Annotated in this window: 2 protein-coding genes; both read right to left on the bottom strand. The window is 50.1% G+C overall.

Annotated features, from left to right (window positions below):
• Positions 1–740 (bottom strand): hypothetical protein (locus JWF83_RS13645; protein ID WP_413650820.1); only part of this gene is annotated, 740 nt, incomplete at its 3' end.
• A gap of 33 nt (positions 741–773) precedes the next feature.
• Positions 774–4594: hypothetical protein (locus JWF83_RS13650; protein ID WP_413650822.1), on the bottom strand; the 3821-nt coding region annotated here is incomplete at its 5' end.

Below are 4594 nucleotides of genomic sequence, written 5' to 3' on the forward strand. Positions count from 1 at the left end.
GCAAACAGCAGGCAGTCGGCATAGCCGGAGCCGGAAGCAAAGGGATCATTTTCGATGACGGTAAAATGGTGAGCGGCGATCTGTTCCTCTTTTGCCACACCGGCTTCGGGCTCCAGCCTGGCCTGGCTGCGCTGCTCCGCCGTGGTGGCCTGCGCCATCGCATAGTGCTGCTCCCGGGCGGCATCGAACTGCGGCTGGTTTTTATCACGCGCGGTTTCTGCCATCAGCACCAGCGTATTTTTAAACGTTGCCGGTATCTGATCGGGATCCAGCCTGAGCAGTTGGTCAAGCTGAGTCTGGATACAGGCTTGCATTAAACTTTGCTGGCTTATCTGCGGCTGCCGGCGGTTATTGCGGGCCAGGTTATGCCGCGGGTAGTTGCTATCGGCAGGGCTGGCGGTGAATGGCGCGGTGACGTCAGTATTAGCGATATGCCTTATCTGCTGCGGCAGTTGCGGCGTGGCAGCGCAAACCGGGTGGCTAATCTGAGCGGCTGGTGGGCGGTAAGGGGCTGATTCTGGCTGTCTGCCGCTGGCGGCCGGGGCAGGGGCCGGGCCGGGCAGCGGCGGGGCAGCAATAGCGGCTGGCGGATCAACCAGGGTTAACCGTTGCGGAACATTAGCGGCAGAGCGGCACGGCAGTGGACCCGATTGCCGGTCGGATGGTTGCCGTACTGCACAATGATTTTTGAGCGGAACCAGGCTGGTTGTGGGGTTGGTGGTGCGGTTGGTGGCATCCATAAGCGATATCCTTATATTTATCCCTGCGGGAAATTACGCATTGCCGGTGGCAGCATCGTGCTCATCCATTTCTAACTGTCCGGTTGCCGGGTTGAGATGCAGTTTTTGATACTGGGTGCCGGGATTGTCGATCATGGCGTCGACCCTCTTTTTACTCACCTTCAGGTAATTTTTAGCTTCGGCGCTGGTTTGAGCATGGGTGCCGACTTTCAGCAAAATAAAGCGGTTATTACTCCCTTGCAGCATGATACATCGGCAATTACTGCGGCCTTGCTGGCTGGCGGTAATATCCTGAATATCTCTGGGTTTGATATCGATGCTCCAAATTCCGGCGTGCTTATATTTATGCAGCCTTAACTCGTGCGAGCGGCTGTCTGATAGCATTAATGCCAGCGCCTGCTGCAGCGCCTGACTCTGGTCAGCAGTGGCATTTAATTCAGCCCAGTTGTTACCCACATAGAAGGTGGGGGCGGTGATGGTTTTTTTTGGTTTTACGTCGGAGGTGATAGCCAGCGGCGTGTTACTGCTGGTTCTGCCCTCCGATTCACTGGTACTGTTTGCGCTGGTATTGCTGGTTCTGTTTGACGGCGTTTCCTGGTTCACCGCCGGGATGAAAAATTGCTGAACAGTGTCCGCTTTAATCAGTTCAAAATAGTCGGCAGGCAACGCATGGTATTTCGCGCTATCGGTGGTTCTGACCACCTCCGGCAGCGCTTTTAATGAGTTTTTCAGTGCGCTGCTTAAACCTCTGATGCCTTTTTTTTCCGTCAGTTGCCGGGCAGCCTGAAAGATAGCGTCAATCATTGCGCTAATCGCCGCCGGACGCTGTTTGGGCAGAAAGTCGCAAAGGTAATTGAGCGAGTTTTCTAAATTAGCTACAGTCGACACTGATGTCGCTGATAATAAACTTTCGCTGATGGCATTCAGGCACTGGTTAATAAAAGAAGTCGGATCCTGCTGCAACACCTCAGGGAAAAATTTCAGCATCTGATGTTGTACGGCTGGCGGCGCCTGCAGAAAACGTTGCGGGTTTATCAGCCATTCGGTGTTAATCTTCACCGCTCCGTGCTGCGTATAAGATCCGGCTTTATCGCTATATACCGCAGTGTAAGCCTGCGGGATAATTCCCCAGCTGACCTGACTTGAGGTGAGAAATATGGAAAATGCCAACCGTTCATCGCTACTGAGCGCCGCAGTAGCGTTGCTTGCCGCGGACGCTTGTCTGCTTTCAAGGGGGAGTTCCATCTCTTTGATCGCCAGATTAATAAATGCATGATAGCCAGCCTGAGTGCTGGTTAAATTTGTTGGTAGTTCAGCCAGCGCCAGGAACAGCTTGTCACGCTGGGTGACGGTATTCAGCGCACTTTTCAGAAAGATGGTTCTGATGATGATTGCCGTATGGCTGTCAGGGTTTTTAATGAACGACTGCGCCATTACTTTGCTGATAAGGGTAATGTACAGATCCTCGCTGAGCGTTTTTTGCTGCACGCCATGACGTAAGGCATCAAGGTGGGGCGCTATTGTGGCTGCGACAGTGATTGAAGAGAGATTATCAACGATATTACTCACCAGCTCAGCAGAAACTCGTCCTTTCTCCTGAATAAACTGGCCCATCCGGATGGATAAGGTTAAATCGATTAACTGTTCACATCGTTTGTCCTGATCTGTTTTTTCTGTGGTTTCTTCAGATCTTATTGTTGCCAGCGCATTTTTAACCATAACCTGCAGACGGCTATTCAGATTGCTATTTTTATTTTGCGTCAGATTCTCTTCAGTCGTGAAGTTTGCATCGGTAATATCATCAACTATACGCTTCCTTTCCTGGCCAGGTTGTGATGATGCTGACAACAGAATGGCGGAGAACAGGCGGTCGGCATCACTATTTGTATAGATATAGTGATCGGTTAACGTAAGTTTTTCCTGCAGTCTCCTGGCGCCGGCCGCGGTTAACACCACCGGGTTCCTTTGATGATCCCGCAGATGATCCTGCCAGTTGGCACTATCATCAATAGCGGCATGGTGCGGATAAATCACCACACACTGCCGATCGCCAATATCAATATGTTTAAGATGTTGGAGCCTTTGCCAGTAAGAGAGGTAGGTCGCTACGACATCTTCGGTTTTCGCTTTATAGATATCGGCGATTTGATCCGGCGGATAAACCTCAATCAGGCACTGCATAACAAGGGCATGATTTTTTTTAGCTTTTTTGACGTTGCTGTTAAACAGTTCCCTGAACATTTGGGCGCTATATTGCGCTGAAATGCGCTCATGGGCAAAGGCGATAAAATATACCGTCGCCAAAGGCATATTACCATCGCTGCCGGAGTTTGATAATATTAATTTAAACTGCTCTGCAATCGTTTCCGTCCAGGTCAGCGGCTGTCTGAATGCCGCTGACAGCAAGACTGAAACCACCCGATCTTCGATACTGTATAAATTTCTATACTTAACATCCATATTTTCCAGATTGAAAGATAGCGTCTTGCGCATGGCCGGGTAATTTTCCCTGAAACCACGCCAGCTGCTGGCGAGTAACGGCCAGAATCCTTCCATGACCGCATACTGATACTTCATATCCTGGGTATAGATCCGGCTGGCATTGATAAATAGACTGGCGTAATATTTCAATCTTGTTTGCGTACTTTCAGACATTAACGGCGTAAGCGCCAGTTCCATGTATACCTTTTCGACTATTTTTTTCGTGATATCATAGAAACTACTGCGGTTATCATGATAAGCCGCCATAATTTTTTTAAATGCGGCATTAAATTCCAGAGTTTTATTTTTCGGCAGGTTTCTGGCCAGAATATAGAGGTAACTGGCAAAGGCATCACCATATTGAGTGTCCTGAATAACGATATCTGTCATTTTTTCAAATGCCCATGGCGGCGGACAACTGATATTGCCGACAATCAAGTGTATTAATGCAGGTTCTGTTATCGTCAGGGTTTTCTCAACGGTACTGCCTGGTCGTACTAGCATCGCGAGCTGGATTTTTTTTTGCTGGTTTGCGGGTAACAAGGTAAATTCAATATCCCGCAACAGTGAACGGAAAAAGCCATTTTTAATTAATGTGATACCAGCGGGGGTGGTATTAAAAAACTTCTCTGTTTCCTGTAATTGATTAACAATGCCGGTTTGCTCAGACCGGGAGATAAAGGATTTTAGTTGATGGTATTTTTCCGCGCCCAGCTGTGCCAGCTGCTCTGGCGTATGGGTAAAAGTGGCGTGAATCGCTGCGCTATCGGTAAACAGATACAGCTTGCGCGGGATGGTCTCTAAAATAGTCACCGGATCGGCGGATGCTAACAGGACATGCATCTGCTGATTACCGGATTGATTGATCACCAGCAGCGCATTTTGTTGCTGCTTTGAAATAACAATCGCGTCGGGGATCTGATTCAGTTGCTGATCCGTTTTACGTCCGGTACCGGCTTCATACACATTGAGGGGTTTTTTCTCAGCCGCAGAAGCAGGGATAACCACTATCGGTAACAAGGTTATGCAAGAGAGCAGCTGACAGAAATTTTTGGCCGTGCATTGGTTTATCGCCAGCTTCTGCTCCGCCGTCAGGTTTAACCCGCTTTCCGTCACCGGCGGTGCCAGTTTCTGCTGGCTGTGGCACGGCAGCAATGCCTCATAATGCTGGCCGCCGGCATTCTGAATATGCACCACCTCTGCGGCGTCCGGCGCTGCGCCTGCGGCACTGATAAACTCAGCCACCGTGCCATCATGCAGTCGGGAAAACTCGTGGATAATAACCCGCAGCGGCGGTTTCCCGGCGCTGATACGATCGCTATTGATGGCGCAGATTAAGGCCTGCGTCGAGGTGCTGGCGGGCGCCATATAGC

Source organism: Pantoea sp. B65, from assembly GCF_047308185.1.
Taxonomy (GTDB): Bacteria; Pseudomonadota; Gammaproteobacteria; order Enterobacterales; family Enterobacteriaceae; genus Erwinia.